At 63.4% G+C, this 20,878-nt stretch carries 18 protein-coding genes; 11 read left to right on the forward strand and 7 right to left on the reverse strand.

Annotation, left to right across the window (positions count from 1 at the left end; translation table 11 throughout):
* Positions 1 to 4: 4 nt before the first annotated feature.
* On the reverse strand, positions 5 to 1,093 hold the full coding sequence (locus S6FBBBH3_RS09230) for an RluA family pseudouridine synthase (protein ID WP_120177465.1): 1,089 nt from the start codon (positions 1,091 to 1,093) through the stop codon (positions 5 to 7).
* Between S6FBBBH3_RS09230 and S6FBBBH3_RS09235 the strand changes: the two genes are divergently transcribed.
* Positions 1,092 to 1,880: an outer membrane protein assembly factor BamD gene (locus S6FBBBH3_RS09235; protein ID WP_120177466.1), complete on the forward strand. Its 789-nt coding sequence runs from the start codon at positions 1,092 to 1,094 to the stop codon at positions 1,878 to 1,880. The genes S6FBBBH3_RS09230 and S6FBBBH3_RS09235 overlap by 2 nt on opposite strands.
* Positions 1,881 to 2,225: 345 nt before the next feature.
* On the opposite strand, the gene S6FBBBH3_RS09240 is transcribed toward S6FBBBH3_RS09235, so the two are convergent.
* Positions 2,226 to 3,542, reverse strand: a complete 1,317-nt coding sequence (locus S6FBBBH3_RS09240; RefSeq protein ID WP_120177467.1) for an MFS transporter — start codon at positions 3,540 to 3,542, stop codon at positions 2,226 to 2,228.
* Entirely contained in the window at positions 3,539 to 4,504 is a 966-nt protein-coding gene (locus S6FBBBH3_RS09245; protein ID WP_120177468.1) for a histone deacetylase family protein, read from the reverse strand. Before S6FBBBH3_RS09245 ends, S6FBBBH3_RS09240 begins: the two co-directional genes overlap by 4 nt.
* 375 nt (positions 4,505 to 4,879) lie before the next feature.
* Here S6FBBBH3_RS09245 and S6FBBBH3_RS09250 point away from each other — a divergent pair, with 375 nt between their 5' ends.
* Both S6FBBBH3_RS09250 and S6FBBBH3_RS09255 read left to right on the forward strand, forming a co-directional pair.
* Positions 4,880 to 6,052, forward strand: a complete 1,173-nt coding sequence (locus tag S6FBBBH3_RS09250; RefSeq protein ID WP_120177469.1) for a lytic murein transglycosylase — start codon at positions 4,880 to 4,882, stop codon at positions 6,050 to 6,052.
* Between the two features lie 439 nt (positions 6,053 to 6,491).
* Complete coding sequence (locus S6FBBBH3_RS09255; protein ID WP_120177470.1) at positions 6,492 to 7,523, forward strand: DMT family transporter; 1,032 nt, start codon at positions 6,492 to 6,494, stop codon at positions 7,521 to 7,523.
* A gap of 89 nt (positions 7,524 to 7,612) precedes the next feature.
* Here the strand turns inward: S6FBBBH3_RS09255 and S6FBBBH3_RS09260 are convergent, their stop codons facing one another.
* Positions 7,613 to 8,311 carry a fumarylacetoacetate hydrolase family protein gene (locus S6FBBBH3_RS09260; RefSeq protein ID WP_120177888.1) on the reverse strand — a complete coding sequence of 233 codons (699 nt, stop codon included), beginning with the start codon at positions 8,309 to 8,311 and terminating at the stop codon, positions 7,613 to 7,615.
* Positions 8,312 to 8,509: 198 nt separating this feature from the next.
* Between S6FBBBH3_RS09260 and pssA the strand changes: the two genes are divergently transcribed.
* Complete coding sequence (gene pssA / locus S6FBBBH3_RS09265; RefSeq protein ID WP_120177471.1) at positions 8,510 to 9,367, forward strand: CDP-diacylglycerol--serine O-phosphatidyltransferase; 858 nt, start codon at positions 8,510 to 8,512, stop codon at positions 9,365 to 9,367.
* A gap of 474 nt (positions 9,368 to 9,841) precedes the next feature.
* Here pssA and S6FBBBH3_RS09275 read toward each other — a convergent pair whose 3' ends face one another.
* From S6FBBBH3_RS09275 to S6FBBBH3_RS09285, 3 genes are all read right to left on the reverse strand, one after another.
* Entirely contained in the window at positions 9,842 to 10,489 is a 648-nt protein-coding gene (locus S6FBBBH3_RS09275) for a phosphatidylserine decarboxylase (protein ID WP_120177473.1), read from the reverse strand.
* A 234-nt stretch (positions 10,490 to 10,723) separates the two neighbouring features.
* Positions 10,724 to 11,446, reverse strand: a complete 723-nt coding sequence (locus S6FBBBH3_RS09280; protein WP_120177474.1) for a TIGR00266 family protein — start codon at positions 11,444 to 11,446, stop codon at positions 10,724 to 10,726.
* Between the two features lie 39 nt (positions 11,447 to 11,485).
* On the reverse strand, positions 11,486 to 12,247 hold the full coding sequence (locus S6FBBBH3_RS09285) for an SIMPL domain-containing protein (RefSeq protein WP_120177475.1): 762 nt from the start codon (positions 12,245 to 12,247) through the stop codon (positions 11,486 to 11,488).
* A gap of 325 nt (positions 12,248 to 12,572) precedes the next feature.
* Between S6FBBBH3_RS09285 and S6FBBBH3_RS09290 the strand changes: the two genes are divergently transcribed.
* The 7 genes from S6FBBBH3_RS09290 (at position 12,573) to S6FBBBH3_RS09320 (ending at position 20,867) form a co-directional block, all read left to right on the forward strand.
* Positions 12,573 to 13,907: a sodium-dependent transporter gene (locus S6FBBBH3_RS09290; RefSeq protein ID WP_120177476.1), complete on the forward strand. Its 1,335-nt coding sequence runs from the start codon at positions 12,573 to 12,575 to the stop codon at positions 13,905 to 13,907.
* Positions 13,908 to 14,048: 141 nt separating this feature from the next.
* Positions 14,049 to 15,386, forward strand: coding sequence for a sodium-dependent transporter (locus S6FBBBH3_RS09295; protein WP_120177477.1), 1,338 nt, complete (start codon positions 14,049 to 14,051; stop codon positions 15,384 to 15,386).
* A gap of 163 nt (positions 15,387 to 15,549) precedes the next feature.
* Positions 15,550 to 16,914: a sodium-dependent transporter gene (locus tag S6FBBBH3_RS09300; protein WP_120177478.1), complete on the forward strand. Its 1,365-nt coding sequence runs from the start codon at positions 15,550 to 15,552 to the stop codon at positions 16,912 to 16,914.
* A 312-nt stretch (positions 16,915 to 17,226) separates the two neighbouring features.
* Entirely contained in the window at positions 17,227 to 18,564 is a 1,338-nt protein-coding gene (locus S6FBBBH3_RS09305) for a sodium-dependent transporter (protein ID WP_120177479.1), read from the forward strand.
* Between the two features lie 201 nt (positions 18,565 to 18,765).
* Positions 18,766 to 19,437, forward strand: a complete 672-nt coding sequence (locus S6FBBBH3_RS09310; protein ID WP_120177480.1) for a LysE family transporter — start codon at positions 18,766 to 18,768, stop codon at positions 19,435 to 19,437.
* A gap of 1 nt (position 19,438) precedes the next feature.
* Positions 19,439 to 19,930, forward strand: coding sequence for a hypothetical protein (locus tag S6FBBBH3_RS09315; protein WP_120177481.1), 492 nt, complete (start codon positions 19,439 to 19,441; stop codon positions 19,928 to 19,930).
* A 124-nt stretch (positions 19,931 to 20,054) separates the two neighbouring features.
* Entirely contained in the window at positions 20,055 to 20,867 is an 813-nt protein-coding gene (locus tag S6FBBBH3_RS09320) for a 4Fe-4S binding protein (protein WP_120177482.1), read from the forward strand.
* Positions 20,868 to 20,878: the final 11 nt, after the last annotated feature.

Below are 20,878 nucleotides of genomic sequence, written 5' to 3' on the forward strand. Positions count from 1 at the left end.
AGACTCAGATCTGGGGAAGGATGTCGCGTTCGAACACCGTGACGGGCCGATCCCAGGGACCGAAATAGAGTTCGTTCATGAGTTCGATCATGTCGTCTTCGGGCGGCACGAACCACTCCATCGTTTCGCCCGTCTTCGGGTGGATAAGCCCGAGGCGCGAGGCGTGGAGCGCCTGACGGTGAAAGTCGAGCGCGTTTTCCATCTTGACGGCGATCCCCGGGGCGCGGCCGCGGTAGACCTGGTCGCCCACAAGCGGCAGATCCTCGCCCGTGAGGTGCACGCGAATCTGGTGCGTGCGCCCCGTATCGAGGCGACACGCGACCCACGAGACGGGAATCCCTTCGAATTCGGACCAGCCGACCGTGCGGGCGCGGGTGCGGGCGTACTTCGCGCGAACGCCCGTCGACCCGGGGAAGCCCTTCATGCGGGTGCGATTGCGAGGATCGCGCCCGATCGGCACTTCGACCGTGAATTCGGGGGCGGCCGTCCCGATCGTGATCGCCCAGTATTCGCGCTTCACGGTGCGCTCCTGTAGCTGACGCACGAGGTTCGTCTGCGCGGCAAGCGTGCGCGCCACCACCATGAGACCCGTCGTGTCGCGGTCGAGTCGGTGCACGATCCCCGCGCGGGGCACTTCCTTCAATTCCGGATAGTGCCAAAGAAGGCCGTTCAGCAGCGTCCCGTCGGGGTTGCCCGCACCGGGATGCACGACGAGACCCGCGGGCTTGTTGATGACGATGATCGTGTCGTCCTCGTAGACCGTTTCGAATTCGACGTCTTCCTGGGGCGTGAAGGCGAGCGCCTCGTCGAGACGGGGCTCTTCGAGAAGCTGAATCTCGTCGCCTTCGGCCACTTTGGCGCGCACTTTTTCGCACACGACGCCGTTCACTTCGACCGAGCCCGACTCGATGAGCTTTTGCAGTCGCGCGCGGGAAACGTCGGGCATCAGGCCCGCGAGAACCTTGTCAAGGCGCTCGCCCCAGACACCTTCCACGGTGAATGAAGGTAAATTCTCGTCGTCGGCCGCATCATCGGCCGGAAACCCCTCGGTATAATCACCGCATTCTTTTTCGTCGGCTGCCAAGTCTCTCATGAAATTCCTCTTTCCTATTAAGCGTCTTTTGCTTCGTTCCGCCGCGCTCGTAACGGTGACGCTCGCCACCGCTTCCTGCTCGTGGCTCCAGAGTCTCGACACCGACCCCACGATCGACTGGTCGGCCGACAAGCTCTATACGGAAGCCCGTACCGCGCTCGATGATAGCAACTGGACTCAGGCGAAGGACTACTACCAGAAGCTCGAAGCGCGCTTCCCCTTCGGTCAGTACGCGCAGCAGGCTCAGATCGAGCTCATCTACGCGAACTGGAAGGACGGCGACGCGCCCGGGGCCGTGCAGGCCGCGGATCGATTCCTGCGCTCGTACCCGAACCATCCGAACAGCGACTACGTCATGTATCTGAAGGCGCTCGCGACGCTCAACGAAACGGACAGCTGGTTCAACATCCTTGCCGCCGAAGATCTGGCGGAACGCGACGCCAACGCTTCGCGCGAAGCGTTCGACATCTTCAAAGAGCTGACGCTGCGTTTCCCGGAAAGCCGCTTCGCTCCCGAAGCGCGTCGCCGCATGCACGCCCTCGTCCTGGCTCAGGCCGAGCACGAACTGAAAACCGCGCAATATTACTACGTTCGCCATGCTTACGTGGCCGCGATCGAACGCGCGCAGCGCGTCGTGCGCGAATTTCAGAATACGCCGATGCGCGACGACGCTCTCGAGTTGATCGCCGCGTGCTACGACGAACTCAAGATGACGGACCTCGCCGCGGACACGCGCCGCATCATCGAGGCGAACAAGGGCAAGGTTCGCAAGGAACCCGCCCGCTAACGAACGACGCGACGTCGTCTTCAAATTAACGAAGGGAGTCCCGAAGTGGGGCTCCCTTTTTTCTTGCCCTTCACGTGCGGCGAGCGTCGCCGACGCCGCGATTGACGGAACACACGGGCGCCGCACGACGATGCCGCTCGGGCGGCTTTGCGATCGGATCCTCGAAGTTTGCGGCTTGGAGCCGTTGTCGGCCCTCGAAACGGAAGCGAGCCTGAGGCGCAAGCTCCGGATGCCGTTTCCTTTATCGAAGGCGATCACGCGCGAGCCGTGATCCGCTGAACATTGAAAAAAAACGGGAACCACAAGGGGTTCCCGTTTTTCGTTTGAAGTTGCCGTCTCGGCTTCTCAGTCGGCGGCTTCCGCCGCGCGGCGGCCTCGATCGAGGTTGAGAGGCATCAGCGCAAGGAGCGCCGCAGCGAAGAAGAGCCCCGTCACGGCAATCGCCATGCGGTGGTCGTTCCCCGTCATCCACGTGACCGCCCCGTAGGAGAGCGGTCCCACGATCGCCGCCACCCAGAGGGCCATGTTCCAGAAGCTGTAGAACTCCGCAAGGCGCGCCTTCGGGGCGAGTACGCCCACCATCGCGCGACCGGCCGACTGCGAGGAACCCATGGCCAGACCCGCGAGGTTCGCGGCCGCCCAGAACATGCCGCGCGTTTCCGCAAGGCACGCCACAACGATCATCGCAAGCCACACGAGAAGCGTGATCGCCAACGCGCGCTTGTGGCCGATCGCGTCCTGAACGTACCCGAAGAGAAACGCCCCGATCGCCGCCGTGATGTTGACGAGGAACACCATGAAGATCGTGTCGGCGGTTTCAAAGCCCATCACGGCCGAGGCGTAGACGGCCGAAAGCGTGATGACGACCGAGACGCCGCACTGGTAGAGAAAGCCGCAAAGCGCCAGGGTCGCGAAGTCGCGGTAGCGCGGGAGCGCCTTGAGGGTGCGCGTCACTTCACGGAAACTTTCCGCAACGGCACCGGTGATCGTCCCCGAGGAGTCCGTAGAAGAACCCGCATTCACGCGCGGCACGGACCGCTCCTTGAGCCAGAGAAAGAGCGGGGTCGAGGCGAGCGCAAAAACGAAAGCCGTGATGAGCATGGTGCCCGCCACGCACTGATCGAACGTGAGCCCGAAGGATTCCCCCTGCGTCACGACGAGAAGCGACGCGCCGAGCGTCACGAGCCCCCCGCAGTAGCCGAAGGCCCAGCCCCAGCCCGACACCTTGCCGAGCGAGGACTCGGGCGCGATCTCGGGCAGAAAGGCCGAATTGAGCGTTTCGCCCACGTTGTAGGCGAGGTTCGAGAGGACGATCATGAGGGAGGCCCACACGATCGTGCCCGGTCCCGCAAACGCCAATCCCGCGGTCGCGGCGATGCAGAGGACGGTCATCGCGAAGAGCCACTTCTTCTTTTCCGCCCGAGCGTCCGCCACGGCACCGATCACGGGCATCGCAAGGAGGCTCGCCGCATTCGAGAGCGCGATCACGCACGTCCAAACAAAGGTCGCCCAGTCGGCGTCGCCCGCCACGACCGAGACGAAATACGCGTTGAAGACCGCCGTCAGCACGACGGTCGTGTAGCCCGAATTGGCAAAGTCGAATGCGGCCCAGGCCCAGACCTCCCGGGGACGCACCCCGGGCTTCAAAAGTTCGGCTCTCACGTTCGGTTTCTCCCGAGCATCTGCAAATGTACGAGGACGCTGCGCGCCAGACTGCGAAGGCTGTAGCCGCCTTCGAGAACGCTCACCAAGCGCCCGTCGCAAAGCGCCTCGGAGGCGTCGACGAGGCGCCTCGTGAGGTAGGCGTAGTCGACTTCGGAAAATTTGAGCTGCGCCATCGTCTCTTCGGTATGGGCGTCAAAGCCCGAGGAGAGAAAAATCATCTGCGGGCGGAAGGCTTCGAGTTTCGGCAGCCACAGTCCCTCGACGATTTCGCGCAGGGTCGTGCCGTCGGCGCCCGCCGCGAGCGGGGTCGCGACAACGTTCGACGGGGTCGGAACGATCCGTCGATCGGGAAAAAGCGGCCACTGAAAGAGCGAGAAAAACCGCACGGACGGATTTTCGGCCACGATCTCTTCGGTGCCGTCCCCGTGATGGACGTCGAAGTCGATCACGGCGACGCGCTCCAGACGGCGGCGCCGCAGCGCGTAGAGCGCTCCCACCGCCACGTTGTTCACGAAACAGAAGCCCGAGGCGCGGGCGCGGCCCGCGTGGTGTCCGGGCGGACGCACGGCGCAAAAGACGTTGCGCACCGTGCGCTCCAAAAGGGCGTCGACCGCTTCGACGACGGCACCCGCCGAGCACATCGCCGCGCGGTACGTGTCGGCGCCGACCCGCATGTCAGGCATCGAAAAGCGGGCGAGCGCCTCCGGGTCGCCCGCCGAGGCGCGCTCGAGCCGATCGAGGTACTCGGGATCGTGGGCAAGCTCGACCGTCGTACGTTCCGCAGGGCCGCAAAGACGCCGGTCCACCCGTTCGTCGAGTCCGCCGACGAGCATCCGGCTTTCGATCGCATCGATGCGGGCGGCCGCTTCCGGAGCGCCGTCGAGGGGATTGGGCGCGAGCGCGAGTTCATGCGTGAAGTAGCCCGTCGGGAGCGTTCGCCAATCGTCGTTTGTCGTCATGAAGTATGTTGGGGGCGAGCCTCGCAAAGTCGATGCGGGCGCGCCTTCTCGTGTGTTGGATTGCCGAAAGCCTAGCATAAGCACGCTGAAGTGCTCGTTCGTGCCTTCGCGCGGGTAACGCCCGAAGACGGACTCCGACACTCGGATACATCTCGCCCGTGCCCGTCCCCCGAAGAACCCCGCTTCGCCCGCTACAATCGAGCGGTCCCCGTATTCCCGATACGCCCCGTTGCGTCGTCGCACGACGGACTCGGGCGGGGAAGACGCCGGTTGCGGCCGGACGTCCGACAAAATGCCCGTCCATTACGACTTACGATAGGAGTCGGCACCCGCCTTCGCGCGACACCGCACGAAGCCCCGGGGCCGATCGCTGCCATGAACCGACCTCTTTCGCTCGCGCTCGCCGCGCTTTGCGCCGCTGCCGCTTTCGGCGGCTCCCTTGCAACCGCCGCCGCGGCCGAACCGACCGCGCAGGCCACATCGACCGCTCCTGCCGCCCGCGCCAAGGCGCCCTCGGCCTCCGACTACGTCGAGCGTCCCGAGGTGCTCGCCTATCTGAAGGAAGTCTCCGACAAAAAGGGCATTCCTTTCGAATGGCTCAAAGACGAAGTGGCCGTCGCCCGCTATTCGCCGCTCACGGAAAAGTACATGACGCCGCGCCCGAACGCGAACAAGAAGACGACGCCCGATCGGAATTTCGCGCTTTATAAGCGCAACCTCATCAACGAAGAGCGCATCTCCCGCGGGGTCGACTTCATGAACCGCAACCGCGAAGTGCTCGAGCGCATCGAGAAGGAAACGGGCGTGAGCCCCTACGCGGTGACCGCGATCATCGGGATCGAATCGATTTACGGACGCAACATGGGGCGATTCCGCGTGCTTGACGCCCTCATGACGCTTTCCTTCGACTACACGCGCCGCGCGAAGTACTACCGCTCGGAACTGACGAGCTTCCTCGAATTCTGCTGGAATCAGCAGGTCTCGCCCGTCTCGGTCCAGGGGTCCTTTGCGGGTGCGGTGGGTCTCGGGCAGTTCATGCCGGCGTCGCTGAACGCCTACGGCCGCGACGGGGACGGGGACGGCCATATCGACATCGTCAACAACGAAGCCGACGGCATCGCTTCGGTCGCAAACTTCCTCAAGATCCACGGCTGGGCCCGCGGGGAGCGGCCGCTTTATCGCGTGAGCGCCACGGAAGAAATCTTCAAGGCGACGAAGTCGGGCGGCATCAAGCCCCACACGACCGTGGGGGCGCTTCTCAAGGCGGGCGTGAAGCCCCTCGAAGCGTGGGAATTGCGTGAAAACGAAGCGGCGCTTCTCGTCGACCTTCCCTGGATCCTCAAGGACAACACGAAGGGGGTCGACTACTACCTCGGGACGCCCTCCTTCTCCGCGATCCTCCACTACAACCGCAGCTACTTCTATGCGGCGGCCGTCTCGCAGCTTGCCGACGAAATCGAACGCCGCCGCACGGCCTCGACCCGAAGCGAAGCCGAGGCGCCCGAGCAGACCGCTGCGGTCGCGACGGAAGCAAAGAGCGCGTCCTGATCCGCTGCGACACCCCAAAACATACGTAAATTTACGTATGCTCCATTGAAAAGGTCGGGCCCGTTCCCGACCTTTTCGCGTTTTACCAAGACTTTTTTACGTTTTTCGTACTTTCCCTTATAGGCCTCTACCTAACTGCTTGTTAACATGAGGCCGCCTGAGAAGGAAAGGTATGAGAGACCCGGTTGGAGGAGCCTGCCGGGTCGGGATCGAAGGCCCTCTTCGACCGCCTCGTCCTCGATCTTTCGGGTCGTTTCGAGGGGCCAGGCTCTTCGGGACGGCTGACTCGGTCTTCATGACCAGCCGAGCGCCCGCGGGGCCGCGGCGAAGATCCGGTCAGCACTCAGACGATGGGAAAAACGCTCCCCTTTCACACAACCCATCGCTTGTGTCGGCCGTCGGGTGAAAGACGACGGTCACTCCCGGTGAAAATTTATCCATGCTGACGGGTGTTCTTCTCGGCGTTGCGGCCGGAGCGCTCTGGGGCCTCATCTACATCGCGCCCCTCCTCGTTCCGGACTACAACCCCGTGCTTGTCGCTCTCGGGCGCTTCATCGCGTTCGGGATCGTTTCTCTTCCCTGCCTTTGGTTCCTTCGCAAAGACATCGCGCGATTCAGTCGTGCCGACGTCTTCGAAGCGTTCCGACTTCCCTTTTTCGGGAACGTCATTTTCTATTCGCTCCTCACCATTTGCATTCGCCTTGCGGGCGCACCGCTTGCGGGCATGTTCATGGCCGTGATTCCCGTGCTCGTGGCGATCGTCTCGAACGTTCGCTATGCCAAAGAAGGTCACGGCATCGCCTGGAGCCGGATTCTGCCGCCGCTGGCCGTCATCTTCGCGGGCCTCGTGATCGCGAACTGGTCCGAATTCGAACTCATCAAGGGGGCGTCCGCCGCAGGGGGCGAAAACTTCTGGATCGGCGTGGGCTTCGGCTTGGCTGCGGTTTTTGCCTGGACGTGGTTCTCGATCTACAACGGCGAATGGCTTCTCAACCATCCCGAGCACAGCCCGAGCGCCTGGACGGCTTTGCAGGGCGTCACGGTTCTCCCCGTCGTTCTCGTTGCGTTTGCGGTCCTTGCCTGGCCCTTCGGCTTCATGGATACGACCGTTTCCTTCATGGGGCCCGAACCCGTCACGTTCCTTCTCGTTGCGCTCATGGTGGGCTTTCTCTGCTCGTGGGTGGCGATGCTCGCCTGGAACAAGATGAGCCAGTTGTTGCCGTCGGCCCTCGGCGGTCAGCTGATCGTCTTCGAATCGGTCTTCGCCGTCATCTACGCGCTCATTTACCGCGGCGAACCGCCCACGGTTTCCATGGTGCTCGGGTTCCTCATCCTCATGGCGGGCGTACTCGGGTCGCTGCACGTCTTCCGTCAGCCGCTTGACGAAAAGCCCGTTTCGGACAAAAAGCGCCTCGAAGCGCGTTACGCGAAGCCGCGCCGCGCCGATGCGCCCGCGTGCGGCGGGTCGTAAGCGGGTCGTAAGCGAGTCCCCGCTCATTGAAAAACCGCCTTTTCCCGTCGGGAAAGGGCGGTTTTCTTTTGCGGTTTTTCGGCGCTCCGTCAGGCCTTCTTCGGGTCGACCAACTCGACCTTGATCTGACCCACGCCGTTCACGCCGCCCTCAAGACGGTCGCCCGCACGGCAGGGGCCGTTCCCCGCGGGCGTACCCGTGAAGACGATGTCGCCCGGAGCGAGCGTCCAGGTCTTCGAAATTTCGGCGATCACCTCGAAGGGCGAGCGCAGCATCTGATCGGTACGACCCGACTGACGCTTCTGGTTGTTCACGTAGAGCCAGATGTCGGCGGGGGCGGGCAAGGGCGTACGGTGCTTCGGGCGCACGTGCGAAACGGGGGCCGACCCTTCGAACACCTTCGCGGCCTCCCAGGGGCCGTTCGGAACTTTCTTCTCGGGGCGCGTGAAATCGATCCCGACGCACCAGCCCCAGACCGCCTCTTCGGCCTCTTCGGGCGTGAGGTTGCGGCCGCCCTTCGAGAGGCAGGCCACGAGCTCGATTTCGTGCACGATCGATTCGGACCCTTCGGGCATCGGCACCGTGAGGACCGCCCCGTCTTCGACCGGCGTCACGCCGTCGGCGGGCTTCATGAAAACGAGCGCCTCCTCGAGCGTTTCGGGCTTCGGCGTTCCGGGGGCGGCGTAGTTTTTGGCGATGCCGTAAACGCGACGAACGGGGAAATATTCATAACGCTCGTCCTGAACCGGAATCACGGCCTGGGCGGGCGGAGCGAAGAGAAAAGGCATGTCGAATCCTTCGGGTTTGCGATATGCCGACATTTTAGGTGAGTTCCGAAGCGCCGCCGACCGTTTTCCCTTTGCCGTCTTTGCCGCTACAATGCCTCAACGCCGAGCCGTACGCCTCGTGCCCGAGAGGCCGTCGACCCGAAGTCTTCTTGTTCCGGCTGCGCGACCCCGTGGGGCCCGCACCACACCAGGATACCCATGACACAGAATTCCGCGAACAACGTTCCGCACCGCAAGAGCCTTGCCGAAATCAGTCACAGCCGCATCGAGGCCGTGAAGTCGAAGGGCATCTACGTGCTGCCGAACGCCTTTACCGCGGCGGCGCTCTTTGCCGCCTTCTACGGCATCATCCAGGCGATGAACGGCAACTTTTCGGCGGCCGCCATTGCCGTCTTTTTCTCCATGCTCTTTGACGGCATGGACGGGCGCGTCGCGCGTCTCACGCACACGCAGTCCGAGTTCGGCGTTCAGATGGACAGTCTCGCCGACGCGGTGAGTTTCGGGGTGGCCCCCGCGCTCATCGTCTACGAACACTCGCTCCTGCAGCTCGGCAAGCTCGGCTGGGCGTGCGCGTTCATCTACGCCCTGTGCGCCATCCTGCGACTCGCGCGCTTCAACTGCAACGTCGGGGTCGTGAGCAAGAACTACTTCCAGGGGCTCCCGTCGCCGGCGGCTGCGGCCCTCGTCTGCGGCTTCGTGTGGCTTGCGGTTGAAAACAAGCTCCCCGACTGGCTCGTTGCCTACCAGAGCGAAATCGCCTTCGTCGTAACGCTCTACGCGGGCCTCACGATGGTCTGCAACGCGCCCTTCTTCTCGGGGAAGAGCTACGCCGTCGTGAAGACGATCCCCTTCTGGTTCATCGTCGTTTTCGCGCTCGCCTTCATCGTGATTTCGAGCAACCCCTCGCTCTCGATCTTCGTGCTCTTTTGCTGCTACGCCCTTTCGGGCTTCGTGCACGTCTTCTGGTGCTGGTGGAAGGGCCGTCCCAATCCGATCGAAGCCGACCTGATGGCGCAACAGCAGGCACTTGAGGAAGAGGAACGGGCCGAAGCCTAAGCGACGCCCGACGAATCGGATCGGACCGATCCCAAAAGCGAGGGGCGACGACTGTCGCGCCTCGCTTTTTTTCGTGCCGCCGCGCGAGCCCCGTCGGGGATTGAGCCAAGGAAAAGGCGGTCGCACGGGATCGAGGCCCGAAAGCGTCCGAGGTCGACGAACGCAACGACGGACGGAACGGTCGACGTCGGCAAGCGGCGAGCGAAGAACGTACGAGTCCGGCCCGATCGGGGTCGGATCGTGTCGGAAGGGCGCTCCGGCGCGCGGCGGGCTTTCGGGAAGAAGGTCGGGGAGCTGGCGGAAGAACCGTTCGCGGCCCGGACGAATCGGACGAATCGGACGGACCGGGCGAACCGCGCGCTCGAAGGGTGCAGCCGACGAAAGCGAGCGACAAACAAAAAGAGCGCCCCGTCGGGCATCGGCCCGTGGGACGCTCTTCTTTTATCGAACGGAAAGTTCGGGGTGCGTCAGGCGTTAGAGACGCGCGATGGTCGACATCACACCCGTCACCTTTTCGCCGATCGTCACCTTGATTTCGGCGTCAAGCGGCAGGTACACGTCGACGCGCGAACCGAAGCGAATGAAGCCGTAACGCTCGCCGCGGGCGAGCGTGCGGCCGACGGTCGCGTGGCAGATGATGCGGCGCGCAACGAGGCCCGCGACCTGAACGAACGTGACGCGGCGGCCGTCTTCCATGCGCACCGTCACGGCGTTGCGCTCGTTGTCGGTCGAAGCCTTGTCAAGATCGGCGTTGAGGAAGAGCCCGGGCGTGTATTGAATCGCTTCGATCGTCCCCGCGACGGGCGCCTTCTGGCTGTGGACGTTGAAGACATTCATGAAGATCGAAATCATCTGCGCTTCTTCGCCCGTCATCGGGTCGACGGCGCGCTGCACCTTGCAGACCCGACCGTCGACGGGGCTCACCACCGCACGGGGATCTTCGGGGAGTTCGCGGGCCGGATCGCGGAAGAACTGCGTCGAGAAGACGAGCAGGATGAAGGCGATCGTGGCGAGGAAGTCCCAGTCGAGGAACCAAAAGACGAGCGTCGCGGCGAGCAGGCCGCCGAGAATGGGCCAACCTTCGCGGGCGAGGAAGGGATGCGGGTAAATGCGGGAATTCAAGGCTGTATCCTCGTAGGTCTTCGGAGCTCGAAAAAAAAGCACGGTACCGTGCCGGCGGCTCCATTTTAAACGGACGGGAATGCGGGCGCGACGACGCCGGGTATCGAAGCCCCCGGTCTTACGGAGGCGCCCTCGGCGCGGCCGCCCGAAGCGGGAAAAAGGCCCGTAAGTGTAACGAAAAGCGGCCGGGCTTTTCAAGCTCGGCCGCTCTCACTGCGGGGACTCCGCGAGGCGTCAGGCTTCGTCGTTTTTCGCCGCCTTTTCGGTCGGACGATTCGAGAACACCCAATCGAGGAACCCGCCCTTGTTGCGCGAGCAAACAAGAACGCGACCGCTCCCCTTGAATTTGATCAGAATCCCTTCGCCCGTCGTTTGCGAGTTGACGAGCTTGCCGAGAAGGCCCGAGCGCGAGGTGTTGATCGTAAGTTCGTCTTCAAGGGACGCATCCCACGCGACCACGTGCCCGTTGTCGACCGTCATGGGGCGGTCGGGGCGCACTTCGATTTCGCGGATCGACCCGAAGCCCGAGAGCGCGATCCGGCCCGAGCCTTCCGTTTCCATGACGAAAAAGCCCCCGTTGTCGCCGAAAAGCGCGCGGCCGACGCTTTGCATCCGGGTCGTGAGTTCGACGCCTTCGGTCGACGCGAGGAACGCACCGTCCGAGAGTCGGTACTGTCGCTCGCCCACGTCGAGGATGCGGATGTCGCCGGGAAGGTTCGGCGCGAGCAACACTTCGCCCGGACCCTCTTCGGCCTCGATGCGCTGTTGAAAGAACGTTTCGTCGTTCATGAGTTTGCGCGCGATCGACTTCATGAAGCCGCCCTTCGGGCGGCCCTTGAGCGACAACGCGCGGTCCATCGCGACCATCGCGTTCGATTCGGCGAGCACGACGTCGCCTTTGTCGAGCGTCACGCGCAAAATGGGATCGATCGATCCGTCGGTTTCAAAGCGCACCATGGAAAACTCCTCGTTCGGGAAACTGACTTGAAAACCGCCTCAATTCGGGCGGATGCGCACCTGCATCGTCACGCGAAGCGTCACGTCGCTCGTCCCGGCGGAAACGGCGGGAGCGGGAGCGGCCGACTTCAGAGCGACGTCGTTTGCGGCGCGCGCCGCCGCATAGTAGCGCACCGACGGGGCGTTGCCCGAGCCCACCGTAAGCTGCTCGACCGCCACGTTCTCTTCGCCGAGGCCGAGCGCCTTCGCGGCGATGACGGCGCGCGACGAAGCGTCCGCGATCGCTTCGGCGAGAAGCTCGTCGTTCGTGCGGCGCTGCACGTCTTTGCTCACGCCGAAGGCAATGCCGTCGTAGCCCATGGTCTTCCCGGCCGCTTCGAGGATCTTCGAGACTTCGGTCACGTCCTTCACTTTGACGCGAATCGTCTGTCGGGCGCCCCAGGCGCCGATCGTCGGGGTTTCCCCCTCTTTGGCGCGGGTATAGACGGGCCAGGTTGAAAAGTCGTTCGTTTCGGCGACCGCCTTCGGACCGAACGCCTTCAGGGCGTCGAGCACGGCGTTCGCGGCGGCGACCACTTCGTTCGTCGCCGTACCGACGTCGTTTTTCACGCGCTCGACCGAGAAGGTGAGCGTCGCTTCGTCGTTGACGAGCGTGCGGCTCGCTTCGCCCTGAAGCGAAAAGAGGGCGCCCGCCTGGGCCACCTGCGGCGCGGCGATCGCGCCGCTCGAAAGCGTGCCGAGTGCGAGAGCACTCGCGGCCGCAACGGCCGCCATCGAAGCGCGCAGGTTCGTGTTCGTCATGGTTCCTCCTTTTTTCAATGTGTTCGCAAGAACTTTCGGGAAAGGGCGCCGCGCGCCCTTCTCGTCGTCCTTATTAGATCAAGTTTTCACAACAAATTCCCTTCGGGTTTGTTTCAGCCCGCGAGACTTGCACGGGGAAATGCAACGAAACGTTCGATCCGAAACACCCCTCGAAGAGGTCCCCGATCGAAAACGAGAGGCCCGAGAAGCGCTTTTTGCGCGACTTCGACCGAAAATCCGTCGGGAAAACGGTTTCGGACGGTTACAATCGGTAGTTTGGAGCTTTTCTTTCCGCATCCGAATCGAAACCGTCAACACCGCACGTATGTCCAACAACACGCAATGGGGCTCGCGCCTCGGATTCATTCTCGCGAGCGCGGGCTCGGCCATCGGGCTCGGCGCCATCTGGAAATTCCCCTTCTGGGCGGGAGCTAACGGCGGCGGCGCATTCATCATTCCCTACGTTCTCTTCACCTTCACGATCGGCGTTGCGCTCGCCGCGGCCGAAATCGCAATCGGCCGGCACGGGCGCGGCTCGGTGGTCTCCGCCCTCCGAAAGACGGGCGGGAAGTCCTTTGCGGTGTTGGGGGGCTTTTCGGTTCTGACCGCCTACGTCATTCTTTCCTACTACTCGGTCGTGGGCGGCTGGTGCTTTGCGTACCTCGTCGAGTCGGTGACGGGCTCGATCGCCCTCTCGGACGCGAACGACCTCAAGGAGCACTTCGGCACGCTCGTCACGGACGGCGCGAGCAACGTCGGCTGGCACCTCGCGTTTTTGTCGCTCACGTGCGCGACGGTGGTCTTCGGGATTCAGCGCGGGATCGAACGCGTCTCCAAATTCCTGATGCCGACCCTTTTCGTACTCATGCTCGCGATCATCGCGCGCTGCCTGATGCTCCCCGGTGCCTCGGCCGGCATCGCGTACCTCTTCGACTTCAGTTGGGAGGACGTGACGAGCACGGCCGTTTTGAACGCGATGGGCTTTACCTTCTTCTCGCTGTCGCTCGGTGCGGGGATTCTCGTTACCTACGGCTCCTACCTCTCGAAGGAGACCTGCATCCCGAACGCCTCCCTCTGGGTGGCGGTTCTCGCCGTGCAGGCGTCGCTCCTCGCGGGCCTCATGATCATGCCCGCCGTCTTTGCGTTCGGGCTCGAACCCGATGCGGGCCCGGGGCTTGTTTTCATCACGGTGCCTCTCATCTTCTCGCACCTTCCCGCGGGGGACCTCTTTGCGCTTCTCTTTTACGTGTGCCTTCTCGTTGCGGCGCTCACCTCGTCCGTGTCGCTTCTTGAGGTGGTCGTTGCGTTTTTGCAGAACGAGTGGCACCTCACCCGCGCGATCTCGGTCGTGCTGTGCTGGGTGACGCTTTTCGTCCTCGGCGCCTTTTCGGCGCTTTCCTTCGGCGTGTGGTCGAACCTTCAGTTTTTCGGCCGGACGATTTTCGACCTGCTCGACTTCGTGTGCACGAACGTGCTCATGCCCGTTGGGGGCTTGACGATCGCGGTGCTCGCGGGCTGGAAAGCGTGGCCCGCGGTGCGCGACGAACTCACCTCGGCGCACTCTTACGGACCCGCAACCCTCAAATTTCTGCGCGCTTCGATCGCGGTACTTGCGCCAATTCTCGTACTCGTTGCGATCTATCAGGGACTTTTCTCGTAAACATCGATCGCTCGAGTACTTATACCGTGCGTTTTCGCCCATTTCGCGCGCTCCGCCCCCTACAATGGCTCGAAGGTCGGCCGAAAGAGGCCGCCTTCGGACCTCTTTTCTTTTTTCAACCCCTCAGTCGAAATCCACACCATGTCGCTCGAAGAACGCAAAACCTGGACGAGCCGCATCGGCTTCGTGCTGGCGAGTGCCGGCGCGGCCGTCGGTCTCGGAGCCATCTGGAAGTTCCCCTACATGGCCGGGACGAACGGAGGCTCGGTCTTTCTCTTTCCCTATGTGCTCCTTACCTTCACGGTGGGGCTCGTGCTGCTCGTTGCGGAAATCGCCCTCGGGCGCACGGGCCGCGGCGGCATCGTCACGGCCTATCGCCGTCTCGGCGGTCCGATTTTCGTACCGGCCGGATATTTGGGCGTTCTGACGGGCTTTCTGGTCCTCTGCTTCTATTCCGCCATCGGCGGCTGGACGATCGCGTACTTCTGCGAAGCGCTGACGGGAACGGGTCTCATCACCGACCAGAGTCAGCTCGGAGCGCACTTTGAAGAGCTCACGGCGAATCCCGTCACGGCACTCGGCTTTCAGTGGCTCTTTTTGCTCATCAACGGCCTCATTGTCGCGCTTGACGTGACGAAGGGGATCGAGCGCGTGAGCAAAGTCCTCATGCCGCTTCTTTTCGTGATGATGCTCGTTCTCATCGTGCGCGGCCTCATGCTCCCCGGAGCCATGGCAGGCGTCGAATTCCTCTTCAAGTTCGACCCCGAAGCCTTCACGCTCGACGGGCTCCTCGCAGCCATGGGCTTCACGTTCTTTTCGCTGTGCGTCGGGTGCGGCTGCATGCTCACCTACGGGTCGTATCTCGATCGCAAGACGAACCTTCTCTCGGGCTGCCTCTGGATTGCGTTCCTCGGCGTCGTCGCAAGCCTTCTCGGCGGCCTCATGATCATGCCGAGCGTCTTCGCGTTCGGGCTCGATCCGACTGCGGGTCCGGGGCTCACCTTCATCACGATGCCCGCCGTCTTCGCGCAAATTCCCTTCGGGCAGATCTTCGCGATCATGTTCTACCTCTGCATCGTGGTGGCGGCGATTACGTCGTCCGTTTCGATGATCGAGATTCTGGTGGCGTTTTTGGTCGACGAGAAGAAGCTTTCGCGCCCGAGCGCGTCGGTGCTCTCGACCGTTGCTCTGGCGGTGGTCGGGGCGCTCCCGTGCCTGTCCTTCGGCATGCTTTCCGACGTGAAATTCTTCAACCGGAATTTCTTCGACCTCTTCGACTTTTTCACGAGCAACCTGTCGCTCCCGGTCGGGGGCCTCGTGATTCTGGTCCTTGCGGGCTGGTGGTGCTGGCCCAAGGTCTCGCAGGACATCGCGGGCGACGTGCCGCGCTCGAACCGCTGGTTCCTGTGGTTGCGCGTGATGATGCTCGTCGTCTCGCCGCTTCTCGTTCTCGCGGTGCTCGTTTCGGGCCTTATGTAAACCGGAAGAACCCTCGGGTGTCGATGTCTCCGACGCCCGAACAGTCCCGGGAGCCTCAAGCTGCTTCGTTTTGCGGCTCCCGAACTCAACACCCTCCAACGAAGCGGACGGCCCCTCGGCGTCCGCTTTTTCCATCGACACAACGCAAATTCGGAGAAAAGTTATGGACGCATCCCCCTCTGCGTCGAGATCCGTATGGACCTCGCGCCTCGGTTTCATCCTTGCAAGCGCAGGCTCGGCCGTCGGCCTCGGAGCCATTTGGAAGTTCCCCTATATGGCGGGCACGAACGGCGGGTCCGTTTTTCTCCTTCCCTACGTCTTTTTTACGCTCACGATCGGGCTTGCGCTCCTGATCGGCGAAATGGCGATGGGCCGAAGCGCCAAGGGGGGCGCCGCCACGGCGTATGCGAAGCTTGCGGGCCGCGCCTGGGCGCCCTTCGGCTTGATTTCGGTCGCGACGGGCTACTTCGTTCTCGCCTTTTACTCCGTGGTGGGCGGCTGGTGCGTCTACTACCTCGCGCAGGCCGTGGTCGGGAACGGCGCCGTCACGGACCCGAGCGCCATGCGTTCCGCTTTCGAAACCTTTTCCTCGGCGGGGACGCTCCCCGTTCTCTGTCACGTCGTTTTCCTGTCTGCGACGGCCGGAGTCGTTCTCTGCGGCGTTGAAAAGGGGATCGAGCGCGTGAGCAAAGTCCTCATGCCGCTTCTTTTCATCCTCATGTGCGTGCTGATCGTGCGCGGTTTGACGCTCCCCGGGGCATTCGACGGCGTGCGCTTTCTCTTTACACCCGATCCTTCCGCCTTTACGGGCGAAGCGCTTTTGAACGCGATGGGCTTTGCATTCTTCTCGCTTTCCGTCGGTTCGGGCTCGATGATGAACTACGGGAGCTACCTCTCCTCGCGCGTCAACATTCCCACGTCGACCGCCTGGGTGGTGTTCCTCGCGATCCTCTCGTCGATCCTCGGCGGCCTCATGATCATGCCGGCCGTTTTCGCCTTCGGCTTGTCGCCCGATGCGGGTCCGGGGCTCACCTTCGCGACGATGCCCGCCGTCTTCGGGCAACTCCCGATGGGGGACCTCTTTGCGGTGGCCTTCTATCTGTGCCTTTTCGTTGCCGCCCTCACCTCGGCCATTTCGATTTTTGAAATGTCCTCGCAGTACCTCGTCGACGAATGGAACTTCACGCGTCGCAACGCCGTCCTGCTCGTGGGAACGACCCTCGGCATCCTCGGGATCCTCTCGGCCCTTTCGTTCGGCCCCTTGAAGGACGTGACCCTCTTCGGGAAGACCTTCTTCGACCTCTTCGACTACGCGACCTCCAACATCGGCATGCCGATCGGCTGCCTCGGGATCGCGCTCGCGGCGGGCTGGGCCGCCTGGCCGAAGATCGAAGCGGAGCTCCGTACGGGTGCTGAAGCGGGCTTCTGGCGCTCGGCGGGCTTTCTTACCTTCCTGCGCGTCGTGATGGTGGTCTTCTCTCCGATCGTCATCCTCGTCGTCACCGCGAAGGCCATCGGTCTTTTCTAAGGCGGAAATTTCCCTCATTTACCGCACCTATCCGCTCCGATCCGCACAAAACCGCTAATCGCTATCGCTTAGGGGTCGGATCGGGCGGAAAGGTACACTCATTGTAGGGAGTTCGCTTCGAGCACTCGGCGAACTCCCTTTTCCTGCCCCGACTCCTCCAGTTTTCCCGCGGTTTTTCTCCGTTCGACATTCCCGACGCGTCGACGGGGAGCTCTCTTCGGGCGTGCTTCGACCGACGCCCGCCGCGCGAAACGCTTCGACCCGGCGGATCCGGGGCTCGACGACAAACCACACTTATTGAGGAAACACTTCATGTCTGATACTGCGAGTACGGCCGGCTGGGGGTCGCGCCTCGGTTTCATCCTCGCGAGCGCGGGTTCCGCGGTCGGTCTCGGGGCCATTTGGAAGTTCCCCTACATGGCGGGAACGAACGGCGGCTCCGTCTTCATGCTTCCCTACATCTTTTTCACGCTCACCGTGGGCGTGGCGCTCCTTATCGCGGAATTCGCCATGGGTCGCGCGGGCCGTCGCGGTGCGGTGGGAAGCCTCAACAAAGTCTGCGGCAAGCCCTGGGGGTTTTTCGGCGGCGTCGGGGTCTTTACGGTCTTTTTGATCCTTTCCTTCTATTCGACGGTGGGCGGCTGGTGCATCAAGTACACGATCGACGCCCTCACGGGTGACGGGATCATCGCCGACGCCGCGAAGCTCGGCGACTACTTCGGCGCCTTCGTCTCGAACGGGCCGCTTTCCTACGCCTATCTGCTCGTCTTCCTGCTCTTTACGGCTTTCGTCGTCCTGCGCGGCATCGAAGAAGGGATCGAACGCATCGCCAAGGTGCTCATGCCTTCGCTCTTTATCCTGATGCTCGTTCTGATCGTGCGCGGCGTGACCCTTCCCGGAGGCTGGAACGGGGTCGAGTACCTCTTCATGCCCCGTTGGGAAGACTTCAATGCGACGGCGCTTTTCAACGCGATGGGCTTTTGCTTCTTCTCGCTCTCGCTCGGCGCCGGCACGATGATCACGTACGGCTCGTACCTCAATCCGAAGGCGGACCTCCCGTCCTCGGTCGGTTGGGTGGCGTTTCTCGGGATTCTCTCCTCGATCCTCGGCGGCCTCATGGTGATGCCGGCCGTCTTCGCCTTCAACCTCGACCCGACCGCGGGCCCGGGGCTCACCTTCGTGACGATGCCCGCCGTCTTCGCGCAGATGCCCTTCGGTCAGATCTTCGCGATTTTCTTCTACGTGTGCCTTCTCGTCGCGGCCATCACGTCGTCGGTTTCGATGATGGAAGCGTGCGTGTCGCTTCTCAACCAGGAACTCATGCTCTCGCGTCGCAGCGCGATCGTCGCGACGACGCTCGGTGCGGCCGTGGTGGGGCTCGGTGCGACGCTTTCCTTCGGCGCCTGGAGCGATGTGACCTTCTTCGGGAAGAACATCTTCGATTTGCTTGACTACGTCACGTCGAACGTCGGGATGCCGCTTTCGACCTTCGGTATCGCGATCGCGGCCGCCTGGGTGGCGTGGAAGACGACCTCGGCCGAACTGCAGACGGCCCGTACGCTCTCGCCCGGCCTTCTGAAGCTCATGCGCTTTTTGATCGGCTTTTTCTCGCCCATCTTCGTGCTGATCGTCGCGCTCGGGAGCCTCTGAGCACCCGACGCGTGAATCCGCCCGCCGTGGGCCGCTTCTCGGGCGGGATCACCCGGTGATCTTCCCTTGACTTCGCCCCCGAGCCCGCGGCCCGGGGGCGAATCGCATCGGAACGGGCAAGGCCCGATTCCCCCATGCTCACTCTTTCAAAAGGAGACGGCGGCTCGCCCGAAACGCTGGCACGAGCCCGCCGGTACGGTTATGAGTGCGTTCTTTCTCAAAATTTTCGTTGTTCATCTCCTCGCTCTGATGCTCCCGGGGCCCGACTTCTTTTTCGTGACCCGCACGGCCATGAGCTCCTCGCGCGCCGCGGCGCTCTCGGGCGTTCTCGGCATCACGGCGGGTTGCTGCGTGTGGGCGACCTTGTCGCTTGCGGGCATTCATCTCCTCTTTGAAGCAGCTCCCATACTCGAAAACCTCCTCATGACGGCGGGCGGCCTCTACCTCACGTGGATGGGCGCGGGACTGCTACGGGGACTCTTGCGCAAGAAGTCGGCCGAAGCCGAAGCGGCACTGGAGACTTCCGATACGTCCGACAAGGCCGATTCCTCGCGCCGTCGCGAACGTACGCCCTTTCTTTTCGGCCTCTTCACGAACCTTGCGAATCCGAAAGCCGTCATCTACTTCGCGAGCGTCTTTGCGTCCTTTGCGTCCGCGGGGCTCGACCCCGCACAAAAGGGCGCGGTGCTCGCCCTCGTGTTGGCGGAAACTTTTGCGTGGTTCGCGTTCGTCGCACTTGTTTTCGGGTTGCCGAGACTGCAACTCGGCTACCGCCGCGCGGCCCGAGCGATCGACGGTGCGGCGGGGGTCGTCTTCCTCCTCTTCGGGCTCGGGCTCCTCAGGGATGCGGCGGGCATCGTGACGGGATTCTGATATGACGCCGGCCCTTGATCCCGTCGATTCGCACGTCGCCTCCTCGGACGGCTCCGCCGCCGCGATGTTCGAGCGCACGCTCGCCTACGAGTGGCGTGCGCACAGGTGCTTCTGGATCGCGCTCGGACTCGGAGGGCTGATCCTTGCCCTCGGGCACGCGCTCGCGGCCCCATTTCTCTCGGATTCGCTTTCGGTTTCGAATTCCGACGCCGTCCTCCGCTTCGGGTTTCTCGCGGCCCGCAACGCGGGGACGGTGTTGCTCCTCGGCGTGCTCCTTCGCGGCGCGGCGGCCGCGGCCGCCGCCCGAGCGGTGCGAGCGCGCTATCGGGCGCTCGAACGAACGCTCGACCTTTCGCCCGACAAGCGCCGCGACGAGGAGCGACGCCTCTCTGCGGCGCTTCGCGGGCGGCTCCTCGGGATGCTCCCCGCGATCGGTCTCGGCGCGCTCGGAGTCTTCGCGGAATCGTTGGCGAACCTCGTCGTCGGCTTCTGACGAGAGGGGGCGCTTTGAAAAGCCTCGGGGCCGATCCCGCGCGCCGCCCGTACAATAGGAACCCGACGGGAATCCGACCTTATTCCCGTTTTTCCCCCGTTTTTCTCTTCGAAGGAGCTTCGCCGTGACCCCCGAGCGCATTTCGATTCTTTACTTCTCCCCGACGGGCGGCACGCGCCGCGTCGCCCGCATGCTTCTTGCGGCCTTGCGTTCCTCGAGAATTCCGCTTGAGGAAATCAATCTCACGCCCTTCGAAGCGCGTCGCAAGCGCCGCACGTTCGGCCCCGGGGACCTCGTTTTCGTCTTCGTTCCCTCCTACTACGGGCGCGTCGCGCTTCCGATGCAAAACCTCAACGCCCTCTCGGGCGAAGGGGCCCTCGCCGTTCCCGTGGCGGTCTACGGCAACCGCGCATACGACGACACCCTGCGGGAGCTCTCGGGCATTCTCAACGCTCGGGGCTTCGTGACGACCGCGGCCGCCGCCTTCATCGCGCAGCACAGCCAGTGTCCCGAACTCGGTGCGGGGCGTCCCGATGCAAACGACCGCGCGCGGATCGAAGCCTTTGCACGCGACGTGCTCGTTAAGCTCGATGCCGCTACGGGCAACGACCCCGGCACGCTTGCGATTACGCTTCCCGGGGACGAAAACGCGCCCCTTCGTCCCTACCTGCCGACCCCGGCCGCGCCCGTTCTCGCTCACCCCGAGCGGTGCCGTCACTGCGGCGAATGTACCGCGCACTGTCCGCAGGACATCATCGATCCGCTCTCCTTTGCGGTGACGGAACCCGACGAATGCATTCTTTGCCGCGCCTGCATGGCCGCTTGCCCCGAGGGCGCGCGCGACCTCCCCGAGCCCGTGCGCTCCGCCGTCGCCCAACGCATGGCGGCGATTCGCGACGCGAACCTCGCGCGCAAGGAACCTTCCGTTTTCCTTTGATCCCCTGAACT

This window comes from Sutterella megalosphaeroides, assembly GCF_003609995.1.
Classification (GTDB): domain Bacteria; phylum Pseudomonadota; class Gammaproteobacteria; order Burkholderiales; family Burkholderiaceae_F; genus Sutterella; species Sutterella megalosphaeroides.